The 19,616-nt window shown below is 42.9% G+C and carries 13 protein-coding genes; 10 read left to right on the top strand and 3 right to left on the bottom strand.

Going from position 1 to position 19,616, the window contains the following annotated elements; translation table 11 throughout:
* Window positions 1-1,023 precede the first annotated feature (1,023 nt).
* On the bottom strand, window positions 1,024-2,067 hold the full coding sequence (locus HWQ23_RS26690; protein WP_292835233.1) for a tellurite resistance TerB family protein: 1,044 nt from the start codon (window positions 2,065-2,067) through the stop codon (window positions 1,024-1,026).
* A 502-nt stretch (window positions 2,068-2,569) separates the two neighbouring features.
* On the opposite strand from HWQ23_RS26690, the gene HWQ23_RS26685 reads away from it, so the two are divergent.
* From HWQ23_RS26685 to HWQ23_RS26675, 3 genes are all read left to right on the top strand, one after another.
* Entirely contained in the window at window positions 2,570-4,498 is a 1,929-nt protein-coding gene (locus HWQ23_RS26685; RefSeq protein ID WP_292835230.1) for an alpha-amylase family glycosyl hydrolase, read from the top strand.
* A gap of 156 nt (window positions 4,499-4,654) precedes the next feature.
* Entirely contained in the window at window positions 4,655-5,329 is a 675-nt protein-coding gene (locus HWQ23_RS26680; RefSeq protein ID WP_292835227.1) for an Nmad2 family putative nucleotide modification protein, read from the top strand.
* An 82-nt stretch (window positions 5,330-5,411) separates the two neighbouring features.
* The gene (locus HWQ23_RS26675) at window positions 5,412-5,852 is read left to right on the top strand and encodes a DUF29 domain-containing protein (protein WP_292835224.1); all 441 of its coding nucleotides are present in this window, start codon (window positions 5,412-5,414) and stop codon (window positions 5,850-5,852) included.
* 245 nt (window positions 5,853-6,097) lie between these two features.
* Here HWQ23_RS26675 and HWQ23_RS26670 read toward each other — a convergent pair whose 3' ends face one another.
* Window positions 6,098-6,901 carry a Uma2 family endonuclease gene (locus tag HWQ23_RS26670; protein ID WP_292835221.1) on the bottom strand — a complete coding sequence of 268 codons (804 nt, stop codon included), beginning with the start codon at window positions 6,899-6,901 and terminating at the stop codon, window positions 6,098-6,100.
* Window positions 6,902-7,325: 424 nt separating this feature from the next.
* Between HWQ23_RS26670 and ppsA the strand changes: the two genes are divergently transcribed.
* The 5 genes from ppsA to HWQ23_RS26645 all read left to right on the top strand — a co-directional run bounded on the left by ppsA (window position 7,326) and on the right by HWQ23_RS26645 (window position 13,992).
* Window positions 7,326-10,991 carry a phosphoenolpyruvate synthase gene (gene ppsA / locus HWQ23_RS26665; protein ID WP_292835218.1) on the top strand — a complete coding sequence of 1,222 codons (3,666 nt, stop codon included), beginning with the start codon at window positions 7,326-7,328 and terminating at the stop codon, window positions 10,989-10,991.
* A gap of 19 nt (window positions 10,992-11,010) precedes the next feature.
* Window positions 11,011-11,448, top strand: a complete 438-nt coding sequence (locus HWQ23_RS26660; protein ID WP_292835215.1) for an element excision factor XisH family protein — start codon at window positions 11,011-11,013, stop codon at window positions 11,446-11,448.
* Window positions 11,418-11,771 carry a XisI protein gene (locus tag HWQ23_RS26655; protein ID WP_292835212.1) on the top strand — a complete coding sequence of 118 codons (354 nt, stop codon included), beginning with the start codon at window positions 11,418-11,420 and terminating at the stop codon, window positions 11,769-11,771. Before HWQ23_RS26660 ends, HWQ23_RS26655 begins: the two co-directional genes overlap by 31 nt.
* A 119-nt stretch (window positions 11,772-11,890) precedes the next feature.
* The gene (locus tag HWQ23_RS26650) at window positions 11,891-12,445 is read left to right on the top strand and encodes a GNAT family N-acetyltransferase (RefSeq protein WP_292835209.1); all 555 of its coding nucleotides are present in this window, start codon (window positions 11,891-11,893) and stop codon (window positions 12,443-12,445) included.
* An 86-nt stretch (window positions 12,446-12,531) separates the two neighbouring features.
* Entirely contained in the window at window positions 12,532-13,992 is a 1,461-nt protein-coding gene (locus HWQ23_RS26645; RefSeq protein WP_292835206.1) for a dolichyl-phosphate-mannose--protein mannosyltransferase, read from the top strand.
* A 58-nt stretch (window positions 13,993-14,050) separates the two neighbouring features.
* On the opposite strand, the gene trmB is transcribed toward HWQ23_RS26645, so the two are convergent.
* The gene (trmB, locus tag HWQ23_RS26640; protein ID WP_292835203.1) at window positions 14,051-14,698 is read right to left on the bottom strand and encodes a tRNA (guanosine(46)-N7)-methyltransferase TrmB; all 648 of its coding nucleotides are present in this window, start codon (window positions 14,696-14,698) and stop codon (window positions 14,051-14,053) included.
* Between the two features lie 672 nt (window positions 14,699-15,370).
* Here trmB and gyrA point away from each other — a divergent pair.
* Both gyrA and lnt read left to right on the top strand, forming a co-directional pair.
* Window positions 15,371-18,031 (top strand): DNA topoisomerase (ATP-hydrolyzing) subunit A, encoded by a 2,661-nt coding sequence (gene gyrA, locus HWQ23_RS26635; RefSeq protein ID WP_292835200.1) that lies wholly within the window; start codon window positions 15,371-15,373, stop codon window positions 18,029-18,031.
* Entirely contained in the window at window positions 18,012-19,613 is a 1,602-nt protein-coding gene (gene lnt, locus HWQ23_RS26630) for an apolipoprotein N-acyltransferase (RefSeq protein ID WP_292835197.1), read from the top strand. Before gyrA ends, lnt begins: the two co-directional genes overlap by 20 nt.
* Window positions 19,614-19,616: the final 3 nt, after the last annotated feature.

Below are 19,616 nucleotides of genomic sequence, written 5' to 3'. Positions count from 1 at the left end.
TTTCACGGCTTTTTATTAATTGATTTGGATAGCTTGCGGATAAGTTTTCGCAGCACATCTGTCTGATTTCAACATTCAAAGGAAAGCAGTATTGCTTGAGCAATTTTTTCTCCTCAGCACTAACTTTGAAAAGTAATAAATATTTCCGGCTTAGACATTGACTTCATACCGCTATTTGAAGTATTTTTATTATAGTGGAAAGGTAATCAACCACTTTAAAAACCTCGCATCTAGCGATGCACTCAACCATGAAAACCTAAGCTATGGGGTTCCACAGAGGAATGTTTCTGTGGGTAAAAGTTTAAAACACCATGCACTCTTTGAACCAATTATTCCGGTTTGAACTGTACTGTAGGGCATACAGAAACAGGGTGTTGAAATACACCGAAAGACTGAGGAGAAAACCATCTCTGGTTATAGTTTTGCAAAAAATTGTAAGTAAGTGGACTCGTTGAATCAGTAATTCCAAGGGGTGACTCTGGAAGAATCACCGCTCCTTCAGGACGGTGAGTATGTCAAAAGCGTAGACAAGCGTACACATTCCGCCTCTGGGCTTGTCGTCAGACATCGCCCTTTCAAATGTACATCAGAAAAGTTTATCAGTTATCGATATTGAATTGAGAACGCCATCCGTTCCCAATAGTTTTAGGACTTACGCCGTGTACAAATTCATCATGATGTGCATTAGCCATGCATAGGTTGTTTCAGGTTTCGTATGAGCAATGCTAAACCCCTACTAAACCCCGTTATACATATTTACTATTTATTGTCAATGCATAAGTCCTAAGTTTATTGGTAGAGTGAATCCCTTTAGCGATTTCCAACAAATAAATTACTACTACTTGTGGGGTGGGCATCTTGCCCGCCTGTGGTTAAAGGCGCTTGTATCGCCCGCCCCACAAGAAGTAGTTGGATATTTTTTTATTTGTCAGTCCCAAGTGCGATCGCTTCTTTGGATGGAGAGATTATTTAATATTCATCACCATAAAAACTCTATTTTGACCCTTTGTGAGGTGGCATATACTAAGTGAACTCTATAGTCTCAACAAACTCTAAAATACTCTCCTTAATATCTTCAGCTTCTTCTTCAAGAGAATCGGGAGTTTCGCCGTTAATAAAACTGTGCTGACTACTAACTATATACAAAAATTCACCCCTGATAAAGGTGAGCAGCCCCCGGTAAGCGTCTAATCTGATCGCAGTTCCATTATTTTCTTGTTTAGAAATCGTCGAACCTTTGGGCATATCGATTAACACATAGTAAGCGCCTCGCAAAGTATCTTCCAGATATTCGCTATACTCCACAGAAGCATCTGGTACATTGGCAAAAATCGCCTGGGGTACATACTTGTCTACTAAGATTGTTTGTAAATATTCTTGTTGTCCCACAGACTCCAGTTCCTCTAACTGTTCTAGAGGGAAAGGATAATAATCGATTCTCAGCAAAGTACCGATGTCATCAGAAAAGCCAACTACTCCTTCCTGACTTTGAATTCTACCGCCCTGCTGCGGATCAACTGGAATCGGCACTGTAAAATTCTTTAAGGGAGATTCATAGGTCTGTTCACTAAAATCTTCTATGACTACTGTTTCATCTTCGTCGTCTGCTTCTTCTTCTGCTTCTTTAAAGGCTGCAATTACCTCTTTGATGATTTCCTCTGCTTCTTCATCCTCAAGTTCCAAGGCTGCTTGTAGCTTTTTGAGGTAGGCTTGTTTTGATTTGGGGATGGCCAGTTCATCATCTAAAAGCACTATCACCCCAGCCGCAAAACCATCCAGCACTAATTCATCTGAGAGAGATACTTTGGCGACATTAAACAGAGGCCCAATTCCCTCTTGTTCTGTAATGTCTATGAGTCGATCAACTATTTCTGTGATTTCATCTTCTGAGTATTCCTCAAAGACCTCGAATTCCCAGAGGATACCCGCTAAACTTTCTGCATCTACATCTTCAATGGATGAATCAGCGATCGCCGTGACAACTGCGATCGCCGCCACCGCTTCCTCTGGACTTAGCGATTCCTCTGATGTGTTTGCTGAGTTAAAAACCTTGTCATATTTGGTCATAATTGCTACCTGGATTAATTGCTTAATAGTAATAACAGATTGAAAGCGACAATGGTCAGTTTACCTTAGTCAGTGCTGAGTCAGGTAAAAGTACTCAGCACTCTTGCTCAATGAAGCAAATATTCTAGATAAATGGGCTAATACGTGGTTTAATCAGTATTGCTCAGGTATAACGAAACCTTGTTGACTGTACTAAAATCTGTTGTCGAATATACACTTAAACACTAGCTAGGCTCAATATTTACCGCAAGTCACTTTCACGAGATATTGTAAATTTTTGTGATGAAGTACTTACTGTTAATAACTGCTATATTCCTTTGTTTTTATCCTCTAGCAGATGAATTATATCTATCGATAGAATTATAAACTAGCTAGCGATAGATACCTACACCGTAAGACGGATGTCATAATAGCGAAGTTTGTTTTGTAGTGACAGACAATACTCGAAACGTTGTACTGTTACTTTTACAAGTGTCAATTGCATGAAAGTTTGAGTTTTTTTATGGTAAAAACCCCTCCATCTCAGTTTTCACCAGATCAATATAAAGTTGATTCTGCACAAGAAGAATTAGAAGTTATTATAGAAACACCAGCATCAGAAACTGAGATTGATCTAGAGTTTCTTTACACTAGAGATATTGAATTTCGTCAGGAAACCATTTATTTTCTTGTGGTCGATCGCTTTTATGATGGCGATCCAGATAATAGCGAAGGTGCAAACTCAGAACTGTACGATCCAACTAAAGAAGATTGGGGTAAGTACTGGGGTGGCGACTTGCAAGGTGTGATTGACAAATTGGATTATCTTAAAAACATGGGAGTGACAGCCCTTTGGTTAACTCCACTGTTTGAGCAGGTTGAAGAGTTGTTTGTTGGCAATGCAGCCTTACATGGCTATTGGACAAAAGACTTTAAGCGGATTAATCCTCGCTACATCGCTGATGGAGAGAACCCTTCTTTAAACGCTACGCAAGAAGAAAAAAATACTACCTTTGATCGGTTAATTACAGAACTGCACAAGCGGAATATGAAGCTGGTGCTAGATATTGTCTGCAACCATAGCAGCCCTGATACTAGCGGTAGTAAAGGTGAATTGTATGATGATGGAGTGAAAATTGCTGACTTCAATAATGATGTCAATAATTGGTATCACCACTACGGCGAAGTCCAAAATTGGGAAGACGATTGGCAAGTACAAAACTGTGAACTATCAGGTCTAGCAACCTTCAATGAAAACAATACCGAATATCGGGAGTATATCAAGTCAGCAATCAAACAATGGCTAGACCGGGGTGTGGATGCACTGCGGGTGGATACTGTCAAGCATATGCCGATCTGGTTTTGGCAAGAATTCAATGGCGATATGACCAATCACAAACCAGATATATTTATTTTTGGTGAATGGATTTACAGTAATCCTAGTGACGATCGCTCCGTGGAATTTGTTAACCACTCAGGCATGACACTTCTAGACTTTGGCTTGTGCGTGGCAATTCGAGCCGCACTAGCGCAAGGTTCAGAAAACGGATTCCAAACAATTCAATACATTTTTGACCAGGATTATCGCTATAACGGGGCAACAGAGCTAGTTACCTTCATCGATAACCATGATATGTCCCGCTTCCAATCGCTGAACCCCGATCCAGCGATGTTGAAGGTAGCGATCATCTTAATTATGACATGTCGCGGTATTCCCTGCATTTACTACGGCACAGAACAGTATCTGCATAACGATACTGATGGCGGTAACGATCCGTACAATCGCCCGATGATGGAAAGTTGGGATATTGAGAGTGAGATTTATCGTTGCATCCGGCTGCTGTCTGGCTTACGGCGACTGAATCCAGCCGTATCAATGGGTAGCCACTGGCAAAAATACTTAATACCCGACGTTTACTGTTATGTGCGCCGCTATCGTGATTCCGTGTGTTTTGTCGCTTTAAACCGGGGAGGAGAAGTTATATTGCCAGAAGTGGACACAGAATTACCCGATGGCGAACATACCTGCGTTGTGACTCGCAATAAGTATGATGTAAAAGACGGCAAGATTTATAACCTAGTACTAGAAGAACGGGGGGCGCTTGTTTTTAGCCATGTTGGCGAACGGATAAAAGCACAGACAATTGTCCGCGTCCAACTTACTGGCGTGGATACCCAACCCGGTGAAATCATTGTGGTGATGGGAGATTGCCCAGAGTTGGGTAACTGGGATATCGGTAAAGCATATCCTTTAGAGTACATCAACTCAAATACCTGGTCTGCGGAGATTCCCTTTGATGAGAGTGCTGGTAAGCTGATTGCTTATAAATATGCCATGTGGCGGGAAGGGCGATCGCCTCTGCGGGAAAATCTCGTAAATCGTCGCTGGGTGATTGCCAAAGAAGGTACTGTTAAATGGCGTGATACCTGGGCATCGGGAAGAGAATCGTAGAAATATCAAATGAAGTATGAAGAGTGAAGGATTAAAATTTTGATTCTTCACTCTTTTGATGTATATTGTGTAACAAAAAACACATAATGAAGTGTGCTAACCCGTAGTGTGCGCCATACTAATGTAGTAGTTAGCTGCTTTAGTAATTTTGTACTCATGAGACTCTTTTCCTACTGCCTACGTTATGATGATGGCGCGGCTCCTAACCCATTCTGGGAACTTTGCACTCTTGCAATTTGCAAGCCTGTTATCCGACGAGTAGCAAGCATTGGAGATTGGGTTGTAGGATTTGGTTCTACACAGTCGCCAATTGGGAATATCGCCGATTCAGTTGTATATGCGATGAAGGTAACGGACAAGATGACATTCCAAGAATACGATGAGTTTTGCCAAGTTCATAGTCCTCATAAAATTCCAAAGTGGGACAGCAAAATATTCGAGTATCGTGTTGGCGATTGCATCTACGATTACAGCCAAGCAGAACAACCAGTATTGCGACCCAGTGTTCATGACATCAGTAATCAAGAAACAGATTTAGGCGGTATAAATGTTTTGATGTCACGGCACTTTTACTACTTCGGTGACAAGGCTGTTCAATTACCTGCTTTGCTCACTCCACTTGTTCATAATAACCAAGGACACAAATCGACAGCAAATGACCCATACGTAGATGAATTTGTAATCTGGATCGATAAATTAGGCTACACGCCTAACCAAGTACATGGTGAACCCCAACTAAAAAACGAATTTATCTTCAACCCACATATCAACGGTTGCTGTGCCGGACGCAACCTGCAAGATAACGATGCTGATGAGAGGAGTAATTGCTAGATTACTTTTGTAAGATTATTTGTAGGCTAGGATTGAGCGAAAATATGAGAAATTTCGCTGAAAGCAGAGAGGATAACTGTTGATGAGTAAAGCAACACTCTACAATCAGGACTTTCTTCTGTGGACGCAGCAACAGGCTGAGTGTCTGAAGAAAGGACGCTGGGCTGAGTTAGACGTTGAACATTTGGTAGAGGAACTAGCGGCTTTGGGTCGGAGTGAACAAAAGGAACTTGGAAGTTATTTACAAGTGCTTTTAATGCACTTACTCAAATGCCAATATCAATCAGAGCGAAAAACCAAAAGTTGGGTTAACACAATCTCAAACTGCCGAAACAAAATTCAGGATTGTCTGGAAGATACTCCCAGCTTACAGCGCTTTCTAGAAGATTGGGAGTGGATACAGAAATATTATCGCCGCGCCCGTCGAGACGCAGCAAATGAGACTCAAATACCAATAGAGACTTTTCCCCTTGAGTGTCTTTTTACTATTGAACAGGTTATTGAACCCGAATTTTTTGTTTAGTTACAGCGTTTTTTAAGTTCATCCTGTATCTTGTTTTTAAAACAGCGCGATGTTGGTTCGGAATGTCGCGATGTTGATTCCGAATGTCGTGATGTTGATTCGGAATGTCATCATGTTGGTTCGGAATGTCGCGATGTTGGTTCGGAATGTCACGATGTTGGTTCGGAATGTCACGATGTTGGTTCGGAATGTCACGATGTTGATTCGGAATGTCGCGATGTTCCTTAGACATGTCGTGATATTGGTTACAACTGATCTGGATCTTCTCCCAAGTCTCGCAATCGCTGTGCTAATCGCTCGGCGCGTTGTCGTTCGGCATCGGCGCGTTGTCGTTCGGCATCGGCGCGTTGCTGTTCAGCATCGGCGCGTTGCTGTTCGGCATCGGCGCGTTGTCGTTCTCCTTCCTCTGGCAATAACACCACATTGCCTGCTTCATCATAAAACCTTAACCAGATAGCAGGGTCATCTTCCACTTTGCCTTGCCAAGTGCCCAACCATAGCCCCAATGTCTGACACCATAACCAACCTTGAGGATTTGGGGACAATATTTGGTAGCCTATATCTGTATTTAAGTGCCATCCCTGCAAAGAATTGGGCTGCAACGGATGGAACACAAAATAATCTTTTGTCTTAAACACCTGTTCGTATAAGTGCTTTTTTGCCCCCAAATCTACTGCTTTTGTGGAGTCGGACAACAACTCAACAATCACATCGGGGTAGCGTCCCTCTTCTTCCCATACCACCCAGCCTAACCGCGTTGGATTGCTATCGACATCCAGCACTACAAAAAAATCTGGCCCTCGAAAATCTTGATTGCGGGCTTGCTTGCTACTGTAGTAGACAAACATATTACCACCTGTGAAGAAGTTGGTGCGTTCTGCCCAGTGATGCTTAAGGGAACGAATCAACAGATTCATGGCGACGCGGTGGCGGTTAGTTTCCAAAGGTTCTCCGTCATCAAAGATTAAATCTGTGGGTGGCATGGGGGGTTGCCAGTCCAGAATGTCAGTTGTAGGATTGATTACTTCGGTGGTGATTTCCGGTGACATAGAATCGGTTTCCTGGGCGGTAGTTATCCAGTTGACACAAGACTTGCTTGGCTTTAATTATAGCGTTGTGGGCGGTAGCCTAAAGAAACCTCACCCTGGTTCTGCTACGCTTTCACCTGTCCCTCTCCGTGAGTTCGGAGAGGGATTAAAGTCAGGACTCTTTGAGGTTTTTGTTTAAATTTAGCTACGTTTAGCTTACTCTCCAATACAATTGCTACAAACACTAAAATTAAACAAGGGAAAAATATACTAGTACAGCACGGCGTAAATAAGCCACCCATTTGTAATGTCTCAAACCCTTGCTAAAACGTAATTACGAATTACGTAGCTTGCTTCTCGCCTTTGGCGAGTATTACGAATTACGCGAAGCGGTACTAGCGATTACGTACTCAGAGACTGAACATCAACTCAAGAGGTAATACAGATGGCGACACTATCGACAAGCACTTTATCTAAATCTGCCAAAGAGCGATCGCTCATCTTGTGGTTTGATGAAGTTGGTATTGCTGATATCCCTGTAGTTGGTGGTAAAAATGCCTCACTGGGAGAAATGATTCAACAGCTAACGCCCAAAGGGATTAACGTTCCCGCCGGATTTGCTACCACTGCTTACGCTTATCGTCATTTCATTCAATCAGCAGGGTTAGAAGCAAAGCTACGCGAACTCTTTGCTGACTTGGATGTTGAAGATGTCAAAAATTTACGAGAACGAGGAAAGAAAGCGCGATCGCTATTAATCCACACCCCATTTTCTGTAGAATTGCAGCAGGCGATCGCCACAGCTTACGATAGTCTCTGCGAACGATACAACGCAGAGACAGATGTTGCAGTCCGTTCTAGCGCCACTGCTGAAGACTTACCCGATGCTAGTTTTGCTGGACAGCAGGAAACTTACCTCAACGTTGTTGGTACCCAAGGAGTTTTAGCAGCTTGTCATAAATGCTTTGCTTCCATATTTACCGATCGCGCCATTTCTTATCGCCACGCCAAGGGATTTGACCATTTTAGCATTGCTCTAGCTGTGGGTGTGCAAAAAATGGTGCGCTCTGACTTAGCAACTTCTGGGGTGATGTTCTCCATTGATACAGAAACCGGATTTAAGGATGCGGCACTAATTACAGCCGCCTATGGTTTAGGTGAAAACGTTGTTCAAGGGTCTGTAAATCCCGATGAATACTATGTTTTTAAACCAACTTTAAAAGCTGGTTTCCGCCCAATTATCGATAAAAAATTGGGTAGTAAAGAACTGAAAATGATTTATGATGATGGCTCCAAATTTACCAAAAATGTGGCTGTATCCGCCAGCGAAAGAGGCAAATTCGCCCTGAGTGATCAAGAGATTTTACAACTAGCAAGTTGGGCATGTTTAATTGAAGACCATTATTCCCAAGTCCACGGCATTTCCACTCCAATGGATATCGAGTGGGCAAAAGATGGCATTACTAATCAACTTTTTATTGTGCAAGCGCGTCCCGAAACCGTCCAGTCGCAAAAGACAGGAAATGTGTTGCGGAGTTATCGATTGTTATTGGAGACTGGGAACTGGGGACTAGGGACTGGAGAAAAATCTTCCCAATCCCCAATACCTCTAATTACTGGACGTGCGATTGGAGAAGCTATTAGTCAAGGAAAAGTACGTCTAATTTTAGATGTTCAGAAATTAGGCCAGTTCCAAGCCGGGGAAGTTTTGGTGACAGAGAGAACTGACCCCGATTGGGAACCAATTATGAAACGCGCCAGTGCAATTGTCACCAACTCTGGGGGCCGAACATGCTTTGATGGAAAAACAAAGGTTTTAACCAATAAAGGTTTTATGACCTTGCGTGAGATTTATGAGCAAGGTTATGAAGGTTTGCTAACTCTATCATTAAATACCCAGACGAACAAAATAGAGTGGCAACCAATTCTTGATTCAATGAAAAGACAATCAAAAATGATTAGTGTCAGCGTCTCTCAAACAGGTAGAGTTACTGACAACTGCTTGCACCTGACTCCAGATCACAAAATGATTAATATTAGAGGTGGCGAATATCTAAAAACTGAAATTCAAGATATGCTTGCAGTCCAAGAAATGGTGGTAGTAGCAGAAAATATTCCCCAGCTGGATGCGCCTCAAAAAGGAAACATCAAGATGGCTTACTTCTTAGGAGGTATTATCACAGATGGTTCGATTTATAAACGTCGTACTCGTGGAGAGGTACAGTTTATCCAAAAGGATACTTTGCCAAAGCAGCAATTTATAGCTGCTATGCACGAATGCGTGAATACACTTTACAATAAATCATTTGTTGCACATCAAAAAAATGCTTCTTCTGGATATATAAGAGGTCAATTAGTAGTAGGTGAAGCAACAGCTTATAGACTATACTCTAAACAAATATCTCACGACTTGTACGACAAGGAGCAAAATATTGTTAATATATTGCTCAAAAACTCTGTGGAAGTTGCTTATAATTTTCTGGCAGGTGTAATTGATGGAGATGGCTGTTACTTTAATAATCGCATTCATATATATGTGTCAGAAGAACTTCTATTACAAGCTGTAATTGTAGCTTGTTTAAAAATAGGTACTGTTCCTCAAGTGACGAAAAATAGAGGAATACACAATGTACAATTGGTTGAGAAATTAGCAGAAATATTGCAGTTTACCAACAGAGTTCAAGGGAAAGTTAGCGATAGAGTAATACAAACACGCTTCTTTGCTACCAAACAACTATTTGGTGAGAACGCCACAGGACAGATAAAACTCAGAAGAGATAATAATCTCCTGATCTCTGACAAACAACTACAGAAAATTGGCAAATTCCATCAACTAATTGCAGGCGATATTCGGATGCAACGGGTGGTTGCAGTTGATCAAGATACTCTTGATGATGATGTGTTTAATATTACAGTTGCCGAACATCATAACTATGTTGTATTCACCAGCAAATATACACCAGTGATTGTCTGTAATTGCCATGCAGCAATTATTGCGCGAGAATTGGGTGTACCTGCGATCGTTGGATGCGGCAATGCTACGGAAATTTTGAAACCCGGTCAAGAGGTGACAATTTCTTGCGCTGAAGGCGAAGAGGGAAAAGTTTATGCAGGTTTATTACCTTTTGAAGTTGAAGAAGTCCGCTTAGAGAACTTACCCCGCACTCGCACTCAAATTTTAATGAATGTGGGTAATCCCCAAGAAGCATTGAGTTTATCAGCAATTCCCAACGATGGCGTAGGTTTAGCGCGAACAGAATTTATCATCGCTACCCAAATCCAAATTCATCCAATGGCGTTGATTCACTTTGATTTGTTAAAAGATGAATTTGTGAAAGCTAAAATTGCTGAGATTACTGGACTTTACGACGACAAACCCCAATATTTTGTAGATAAATTAGCCCAAGGCATAGGTAGAATTGCGGCGGCATTTTATCCTAAACCAGTAATTGTCCGAACCTCAGATTTCAAAAGTAATGAATATGCCAACTTGTTAGGTGGGCGACAGTTTGAACCCCATGAAGAAAACCCAATGCTGGGTTGGCGGGGGGCGGCGCGTTACTATGATCAAGGTTACAGAGAAGCTTTTGCCCTAGAATGTCATGCCATCAAGCGGGTAAGGGAAGAAATGGGTTTGACAAATGTGATCCCGATGATTCCTTTTTGTCGCACTCCCGATGAAGGGCGTTTGGTTTTGGCAGAGATGGCAAAAAATGGTTTAAAGCAAGGTGTTAACGACTTGCAGGTTTATGTGATGTGTGAGTTGCCGAATAATGTGATTATGGCTGAGGAGTTTGCTGAGGTATTTGATGGCTTCTCCATTGGTTCCAATGATCTAACTCAGTTGACACTAGGGATAGACAGGGATTCGGCATTGGTAGCGCGGTTATTTGATGAACGCAGTGAGGGTGTAAAGCGAATGGTGAAAATGGCCATAGAAGCGGCGAAAAAATGCGATCGCAAAATCGGTATTTGTGGGCAAGCACCCAGCGACTACCCAGAATTTGCTCAGTTTTTGGTTGAACAAGGAATTGACTCGATTAGTCTAAATCCAGATTCAGTTTTAAAGACGATGCTGGAAGTGGCAAAAGTCGAGGGTAGTAATTTGTAATTTGTAATTCGAGTAATTTATGCCAGCTAAAGACCGCTACCACGAGAACTTGAAGAATGCCCTAATCAAAGATGGCTGGACGATTACCGACGATCCTTTTCATCTAAAGTGGGGAAAAAAGGATCTTTACGTGGATTTGGCAGCCGAAAAGTTACTCATAGCAGAAAAAGGAACGCAGAAAATTGCTGTTGAAATCAAGACCTTCAGTGGTGACTCAGAAGTGGCAGACCTTGAACAGGCAATTGGTCAGTACTTTACTTACCTTGCTGTAATCTCTCGCAATTATCCAGATAGGGTTTTGTATATTGCTGTTCATGAGGATATTTTTACTGACATTTTTGAGGAAGAACCACTTGGTAAACTTATATTGGAAGACTACAAAATTCCTCTGATCGTTTTCAATCTAAAGCGGGAGGTTATAGTCCGATGGATACTTTGGGACAATACAGACAGATAATTTGCAGGATTCTTACTGAACACACGAAAATTCCTTACTCTTACGGTGATATTCAGCATGAAACTATTTTTGATAAAGAACAGGATCGATATTTGGTGATGATTCTTGGTCGAGAACCAGTGCCTGAACTTTCTGTGACTGCAACACGGCGCGTTCACGGGTGTCTGATTCACATTGATATCATTAATGACAAAATTTGGATTCAACGTGATGGCACTGAAGAGGGGATTGCAAGGGAACTAGTTAGGGCTGGTGTGGCGAAGGATCAAATTGTATTGGGGTTTCGGTCTGAAGAACTGCGGAAAGATTCAGAATTTGCGTAGTTTACCGCCGCAGGCATCGCATAACTAACGGTAGTTGAACTTCTGGATAACTTTTGACTGCTGAACCATAAGTATCTTACTATTTTGCAGAATGGCGATTTAGTTTAGTCAAAGGTAAGATGACAATTCTGTTGGAAACCGAACGCTTGATTATTCGCAGTTGGATACCCGAAGGCGATGCCGAGCAAGCGTTTGTAATTTATAGTGACCCTGAAGTTACGCACTTTCTGGGTAAAGCCTCTCGCCCGGCAAGCATTGAGTCACAGCGTCAGCGCTTGATTGAAGGTACTCAGCGATATCACCAACGCAACAATGGTACTGGATCTTGGGCAATTGTCGAAAAGGAAACTACAACAATTGTGGGAACTATCCTTCTGTTAGAATTGCCCGAAAAAGATGGTTTACCCACTCAAGATTATGAGGTAGGCTGGCACTTGAGGCGAGCTTCTTGGGGTAAAGGGTATGCAACAGAAGCAGGACAAGTTATGCTCAACTACGGATTTAGTGTTTTGAACTTGCCAGTGATTTATGCTGTAGTCAAGCCAGAAAATCATGCTTCAATCCGTGTAACAGAACGGCTGGGTATGAAACCACTAGGGCGGACAAACAAGTATTACGGTATTGAACTACTCCTGTTCCAACTAGATGCACCTGAAGAGTGGAGGGGGAGATGAGGGGGATAAGGAAGACAAGGGGACAAGAAGAATAACCATGCTCAATGACTAATGACTAATGACTAATGACTAATGACTAATGAATAATGAATAAAAAGTGGTTCCGAATTGGGATGGTGAGTGTATTTATTCTCTCAGTTGCCTTACGATTTTGGGGACTGGAGCGATTCAACACTCTAGTATTTGATGAACTTTACTTTGCTAAATTCGGTAATAATTATCTCACGCATACGCCATTTTTTAATGCTCATCCGCCGCTAAGTCAATATATTATTGGCATCGGCATTTGGATTGGTAGTCACATTCCTTTTTGGCACGATACGGTAAATGGGCTGACAGGTTCATTGCGATCGCCTTGGACTTATCGTTGGTTAAATGCCCTCACTGGCTCATTTATCCCTTTAGTTGTGGCTGCGATCGCTTATCAATTGAGTTATCGGCGTAGCTTTGCAATGCTTGCAGGTTTGTTCACAGCTTGTGATGGCATCTTTCTGGTTGAGTCTCGCTATGCTTTAAGTAATATTTATATCGTCATCTTTGGTTTGTTAGGGCACTGGTTTTTCTTATTGGCATTAGATAATCAAAATCGGCGACGTTCCTTTTGGTTAGTTTTTGCTGGCATTACTTTTGGTGCTTCAGTCGGTACTAAGTGGAATGGTTTATGGTTCCTGTCAGGTGCTTATCTCGTTTGGATAGCAGCTTGGGTAATTCATTTGATACATTCTTTTCCTAACCCCAAACTCTTTTTTACACCCCCCTCATCTCCCTCATCTCAGACACCGCTACAAAACTTGACTCAGCTAAACATTTTTCAGATGCTGTTTTATCTAGGAATTATCCCAGCTTTTATATACAGCATCATCTGGATTCCTCATCTTCAGCTAGATAAAAGATACGGATTTATCGCAGTACATCAAGAAATTTTGAAGTTTCACTTACATTTAGGTGGCAATAGTCCCAATGTGCATCCTTATTGTGCTGCCTGGTACAAATGGCCTTTGATGACTCGACCAATGGCATATTACTATCAAACGGCTAAAAGTATCACCGAACCGTTACCTGTGATGGGCCCGCCTTTGCCTCCCGGTGCTGGGAAAGTTATTTATGATGTCCATGCAATGGGCAATCCATTTTTGTGGTGGTTTGGTGTTGCTGCCATGTTGTTCTTAGTCGGGATGCTGGGATCACAAGTAGTGATTTTTTTGGTGAAGGAAAAGCGTTTTTCTCTACCTGCAACTCTTAGTGTTGATACTTGGATTGCCTTGTATTTAGTTATAAATTATATTGCTAACTTACTACCTTGGGTGGAAGTGACAAGGTGCGCTTTTATCTACCACTATATGTGTGCAGTGGTGTTTGTATTTTTAGCGATCGCTTGGTTCGTTGATCAGTGCCTTCGCAGTTATTATCAACAACTCCGGGCGCTAGGTGTCACCATTACTTTTATAATTCTAGTTGCTTTTATTTTCTGGATGCCGATTTATTTGGGTTTACCCCTCTCCCCTGACGATTATAAGCTGCGAATGTGGTTCAACTCGTGGATTTGATTAAGAGGTTGTTTAAAAAGTGTATTGCGATCGCTGGTAAGCCATACCGCCACTACCCCTAATTCACAACTTCTCGCCTGACAAATAAAGCCCGATAAACAGGTTCACCCTTTTTTTGCGTACCTATTTCCCGTTCTGTGGGGACTGGTAACGGATTTTCGCCTAACCATTCTCCCGTACCAACTTTCTGATAAGCTGGGTGATCAGCAAAGCGATCACGCATTTCCACTGCGACAAATTCCATATCTGATTGCAGAAATACAACTCCCCCAACCGCAAGATAATTAGCTAATTCTGCCACTAGTTCTGGTTGGACTACACGGCGTTTAGCATGGCGGGTTTTAAACCAAGGATCGGGGAATTGAATTGTAACGCGTTGTAAACTTCCTGGTGGAAGGGAAGATAAAAGGGAGTGCAATGAGTTATTCACATTGCAAAATAAGTAGTGCAGGTTTGTCAAACCTAACTCATAACGTAACTTATTCGCCTCCACTACCAGAGGTTCCCGAATTTCTAAGCCAAGAAAATTCCAGTTGGGTTCTACTTTGGCCATATTTACCAAAAACAGTCCTTTAGCGCAGCCAATATCTAAATGTAGCGGTTGATTTGGCTTTGCATAAATTTTTTCCCAGTCAACGGGACTTGCTGGTGTTTGATACTTTTTACCAAGTGGATTAACATGCTGGCGGACTCGGACTGCTGCCAAAATTTTCTCTCCTTTACGTGAAAATATCCTGTGGTGTCGTGCGATCGCTATCAGTTGGGTTTGTTAACAAAATGTACTAACGCTGAAACTCTTTTTTGATTGATGAACTGTTACAAACGTTTGAAATTGTACTCAACCCAGAAGCGATCACCTAATCAAAAAAAAGCCAAGGAAGCTTTCTATGGGTGGAATAGAAAGGTTAGATTACAAGGAGTAAAAAACAAGTTATTTTTCATATTGTTCTATTTTAAGTGTTATCCGCTCTTTGATATAACAGGCGGTTATTTGATCTACACCGCAGCCCTTGCATATTGTTGGATGCTAAAACATTATTTAGCGGCAAGTCTAGTAAATAACTGTTATAAAAGTAAGAGCTTATAAAGCCAATTTAGATTGTTCTCTTAAATTTACCCCGTTATGTTTCAATTTAAGTAAATTTGCACCAAGCAAGCTTTTAGTTTATTGCTCTTTTTAACTAGCTAACAGCCTATTTATTGTAATTTATTATACCCTTAATTAACTAGATATTTGAGTTAGTTATCTAGGCAAAAAAAAGCAATATATGTTAGGATTGTATCAAATTATGGCAATTATTCAAGAGCAATTTAGAATAATTTTGCGCTTTGTTGAGTAAACAAGCTAAAATCTACGATTTTTGGAGATTTTTAGGTTATGACAACCTCACAGGAGAGGATTATCCCGATAGACTTGCGAACCGAAATGTCGCAGTCTTATCTGGAATACGCCATGAGCGTGATAGTGGGTCGGGCGTTGCCAGATGCCAGGGATGGTCTAAAACCTGTGCATCGTCGCATTCTCTACGCAATGCACGAGCTAGGTCTGCTCCACGATCGCCCCTTTAAGAAATGCGCCCGTGTCGTGGGGGAAGTGTTGGGTAAATACCACCCCCACGGTGACACGGCAGTATATGATGCTTTGGTGCGGATGGCGCAGGATTTTTCCATGCGATCGCCCCTAGTTAACGGGCATGGTAACTTTGGTTCGGTAGACAACGATCCGCCAGCCGCAATGCGGTACACAGAATGTCGCTTGCAAGCTTTAACTAGTGCTGGTCTACTCCACGACATCGAATTAGAAACTGTAGACTTTGCCGATAACTTCGACGGTTCCCAGCAAGAACCCACAGTTTTACCAGCACGGATTCCGCAGTTATTGCTCAACGGTTCCTCTGGAATTGCCGTGGGCATGGCCACCAACATTCCCCCCCACAACTTGGGCGAATTGATTGATGCTTTGGTAGCTGTGATCCACAATCCAGAAATCACCGATCTGGAATTAATGCAGTATGTCCACGGCCCAGACTTTCCGACTGGGGCGCAGATTTTGGGAACATCTGCGATTCGAGAAGCTTACACCACCGGGCGTGGTTCGATCACCATGCGTGGTGTCGCTAACATTGAAACCGTTGAACAGCGCGGACGCCCAGATAGAGAAGCAATTATCATCACCGAATTGCCCTATCAAACCAACAAAGCGGCGCTGATTGAAAAAATCGCCGAAATGGTGAACGAAAAGCGTCTAGAGGGCATCGCAGATATCCGGGATGAAAGCGATCGCGATGGGATGCGAGTTGTGATCGAACTCAAGCGTGATGCTTATCCCCGCGTCGTTCTGAACAACCTCTACAAACAAACGCCACTGCAAGCCAACTTTGGGGCGAATATGCTGGCGTTGGTGAATAGCGAACCCCAAGTACTCACCCTCAAGCAGTTCTTAAGCGTCTTCTTGGATTTCCGCATCGAATCCATTGCCAGACGCACCCGCTACGAACTGCGGAAAGCTGAAGAACGCGATCATCTTCTACAAGGGTTATTGATTGCTCTATCCCAATTAGATCCGATTATTGTCTTGATTCGTCATGCTCCAGATGCACCCACAGCTAAAGGCGAATTAATCACAACTTACGGACTTTCGGAAGTGCAAGCAGATGCGATTTTGCAGATGCAATTGCGGCGCTTGACTGCCTTAGAAGCAGACAAAATTCGTCTAGAACACGATGAATTGCAAGCGAAGATTACCGATTTGCAAGATATTTTGGCGCGTCGGGAGAGAGTACTAGAAATCATTGAAACCGAAGTCGCGCAACTAAAAACAAGCTTTGCTACACCCCGTCGCACGGTGATTTTACCAGGGGAAGGGGAATTAGATGATCGTGACCTCATTGCCAATGAAAAAGCAATAATTCTAGTTACAGAGCAAGGCTACATCAAACGAATGCCAGTCAACACCTTTGAAGCGCAAAGCCGTGCTACCAGAGGCAAAGCCGCAGCCAAGGTGAAAGATGATGATACCATTGAGCATTTTTTGACTTGCTGCGATCACGACAGTATTTTATTCTTTAGTGAGCGTGGTGTTGTTTATTGCCTGAGAGCTTATCAAATTCCAGCGAGTTCGCGTACCAGTCGCGGGACACCAATTGTCCAAATGTTACCGATTCCCAAAGAGGAAAAAATCACCTCGATTGTACCTGTTGACGAGTTTAGCAGTGAAGAATATCTGGTCATGCTCACCAAGGGCGGCAATATCAAGAAAACCGAATTGGCAGCGTTTAGTCACATTCGCGCCAATGGTTTGATTGCCATTTCCTTAGAAGAAGGCGACCAACTGCGCTGGGTGCGACGCGCTAAACCAGAGGACAGTGTAATCATTGGTTCTCGTAACGGGATGGCGATTAACTTCCGGTGTAACCACGAACAACTGCGTCCTTTAAGTAGGGCGACTCGTGGGGTGAAAGCCATGAAACTGAAAAATAAAGATGAACTGGTGGGTATGGATATTCTGCCCGCAGCAATTCTTGAAACTTTGGATACAGTTATAGAAGCCGAAATTGAAGATATCGAAACAATCGAGACAGTCGAAGCAATCGAAACAATCGAGACAGTCGAAGCAATCGAAACAATCGAAACAGAAGATATCGAAATTACCGAAATTAATGAAGAGTCCGCAGAAGTGCCTAGCAGTGGCATCGTTGGCCCTTGGGTCTTGGTAATTACAATGGGAGGATATGGTAAGCGCGTACCAGTTGCCCAATTCCGGCTGCAAAACCGTGCTGGTCAGGGTTTAATGGCAACCAAGTTCAAAAACCGCAAAAATAAAGACAAGTTGGCAACCCTACGCATTGTCAACAACGATGACGATGAAATCATGATGGTGACAAATCGCGGTATTATCATCCGTCAAGCGGTAAATGCGATTTCTATCCAATCGCGATCGGCGACTGGGGTAAGAGTGCAGCGTTTAGATGAAGATGACGCGATTATCGGAGTGGCAATAGTTCCACCTGATGCTGTCGATGCAGAAGAAGCAGAGTAAAAAGCAGAGGGAGAGGTTAACCGCCTTACTCCCTTATTTAATTGCCTTAGCTAGCGGCATTTTAATGGGGCTAACCGTCGCCCCTGTCGGCGCATGGTTCCTAGCTTGGATTGCCTTAGCCCCCCTCTGGGTCTTGGTTGTTAGTTCCTCAAAACGCAAAAACCAATCCCCCCCTGCTTTCCTCTGGGGTATCGGTTATCACGGTGTCGCCCTATTTTGGATTACGGGGATTCATCCCATGACTTGGTTGGGCGTTCCCTGGTTGCCGAGTTTGGCAATCACCCTTTTTTGTTGGGGATTTATTAGTGTCTTGGGAGGGGTATTTGTTGCTGTTTGGGCGGCTGTAATGGTTCGCCTAGCTGGACAAAAACCGTGGCTACGTATACTGATTGGTACAGCCGTCTGGTGCGGCTTAGAGAGTCTGTGGAGTGCTGGGCCTTTGTGGTGGAGTTCTCTGGCTTACACCCAAAGTCCGCATAATCTCGTAATTTTACATCTGGGGCAACTCTCTGGGCCTAATACTGTGACAGCAGCGATCGCAGCCGTCAATGGCTTAATTGCAGAAGGATGGACGAACCACAGAGACGCAGAGGGCGCAGAGAGAATTTCCTTTGCGCCTCTGTGGTTTGTTAATAAATACTTTGCTATTGCCACAGGATTATTAATTAGCTTACATCTGATTGGTTTTATCTTATATAGCCGTCCGATTGCTCAACCCCCAGAAGCGGCCTTGAAAGTGGGGATTGTTCAGGGTAATATCCCGAACCGACTTTTACGAAGTTCTGAAGGGTTTCGTCGCGCTCAAGAAAATTACACCAGTGGGTATATAACTTTAGCAAATCAAGGTGTAGATGCAGTCCTCACCCCAGAAGGAGCCTTACCTATTTTCCAACGTAACTTGTTGGGAACTGCCTTAGTGGCAGCCGTGAAAGAAAAAGGCGTAGTTGCTTGGATTGGGGCTTTTGGCGAACGGGGAGACAGTTATACAATTAGTTTGTTTACTTTTAATAATAAAGCTGAAATTGTCAGTCGCTACGATAAAGCCAAACTAGTACCTCTGGGAGAATATATTCCTTTTGAAGGAATTTTAGGCGGGCTAGTTCAGCGCTTGTCACCTTTGGATGCACACCAAGTTCCCGGTTCAGCAAATCAGCTATTTGACACCCCTTTTGGTCGGGCGATCGCTAGTATATGTTACGAATCTGCCTTTCCTGAGCAATTTCGCCGTCAAGCGGCGGCGGGTGGGCAATTTATCCTCAGTTCTTCTAACGATGCCCATTACACTGCGTCTATGCCATTCCAGCATCATGCACAGGATATGATGCGGGCAATTGAAACTGATCGATGGTCAGCACGGGCAACTAATACCGGATATTCAGCCTTTGTAGATCCTCACGGCAGAACCTTGTGGATATCTGGATATAATACCTATGAAACTCATGCTGAAACAATTTATCGGCGACAGACAAAGACTTTATATGTGCGTTGGGGTGATTGGTTGACACCATTATTGTTAGTATTCTCTGGAGGAGCTTGGCTGGTAATTCAACTGAGGGATACAAAGAAATTAACACTCTCCTGACTG

The organism is Nostoc sp. JL33 (assembly GCF_017114985.1).
Taxonomy (GTDB): Bacteria; Cyanobacteriota; Cyanobacteriia; order Cyanobacteriales; family Nostocaceae; genus Nostoc.
The sequence above is the reverse complement of the archived record's forward strand: the minus strand, read 5'-3'. Positions and strand labels throughout refer to the sequence as shown.

Coding starts and splice junctions, on each gene's coding strand:
- HWQ23_RS26690 (WP_292835233.1), bottom strand. CDS start 2,067: ATGACCAAATATGACAAGGTTTTTAACTCAGCAAACACATCAGAGGAA.
- HWQ23_RS26685 (WP_292835230.1), top strand. CDS start 2,570: ATGGTAAAAACCCCTCCATCTCAGTTTTCACCAGATCAATATAAAGTT.
- HWQ23_RS26680 (WP_292835227.1), top strand. CDS start 4,655: ATGAGACTCTTTTCCTACTGCCTACGTTATGATGATGGCGCGGCTCCT.
- HWQ23_RS26675 (WP_292835224.1), top strand. CDS start 5,412: ATGAGTAAAGCAACACTCTACAATCAGGACTTTCTTCTGTGGACGCAG.
- HWQ23_RS26670 (WP_292835221.1), bottom strand. CDS start 6,901: ATGTCACCGGAAATCACCACCGAAGTAATCAATCCTACAACTGACATT.
- ppsA (WP_292835218.1), top strand. CDS start 7,326: ATGGCGACACTATCGACAAGCACTTTATCTAAATCTGCCAAAGAGCGA.
- HWQ23_RS26660 (WP_292835215.1), top strand. CDS start 11,011: ATGCCAGCTAAAGACCGCTACCACGAGAACTTGAAGAATGCCCTAATC.
- HWQ23_RS26655 (WP_292835212.1), top strand. CDS start 11,418: ATGGATACTTTGGGACAATACAGACAGATAATTTGCAGGATTCTTACT.
- HWQ23_RS26650 (WP_292835209.1), top strand. CDS start 11,891: ATGACAATTCTGTTGGAAACCGAACGCTTGATTATTCGCAGTTGGATA.
- HWQ23_RS26645 (WP_292835206.1), top strand. CDS start 12,532: ATGAATAAAAAGTGGTTCCGAATTGGGATGGTGAGTGTATTTATTCTC.
- gyrA (WP_292835200.1), top strand. CDS start 15,371: ATGACAACCTCACAGGAGAGGATTATCCCGATAGACTTGCGAACCGAA.
- lnt (WP_292835197.1), top strand. CDS start 18,012: ATGCAGAAGAAGCAGAGTAAAAAGCAGAGGGAGAGGTTAACCGCCTTA.